The organism is Clostridium sp. CAG:43 (assembly GCF_000434655.1).
Classification (GTDB): Bacteria; Bacillota; Clostridia; order Lachnospirales; family Lachnospiraceae; genus Otoolea; species Otoolea fessa.
Map to the genome: position 1 here is coordinate 13,249 of NZ_FR895078.1, position 255 is coordinate 13,503.

General features: G+C 47.1%; 1 protein-coding gene. It reads left to right on the forward strand.

Features of this window, described 5'->3' with window-relative positions:
* Nucleotides 1–34: 34 nt before the first annotated feature.
* Nucleotides 35–255: DUF4321 domain-containing protein (locus tag QVO97_RS06190; RefSeq protein WP_288189151.1), on the forward strand; the 221-nt coding region annotated here is incomplete at its 3' end.

Below are 255 nucleotides of genomic sequence, written 5' to 3' on the forward strand. Positions count from 1 at the left end.
ATAAAGATTATAGAAAGGGGCGGTATTCGGTATCATGAATCGAGCAAAAAATTTCTGGATTCTGCTGCTGCTTCTGATGACAGGGATTGTGTTAGGTGGATTTATCGGAAATATGGCATCCGGCGTCAGGGGACTGTCGTGGCTGAATTACGGACAATCATTCGGTCTGATGGACCCGGTTGTTCTTGATTTAGGAATCCTGGTTATCACGTTTGGTCTGTCAATCCGGGTGACGATGGCGAGCATCATCGGCGT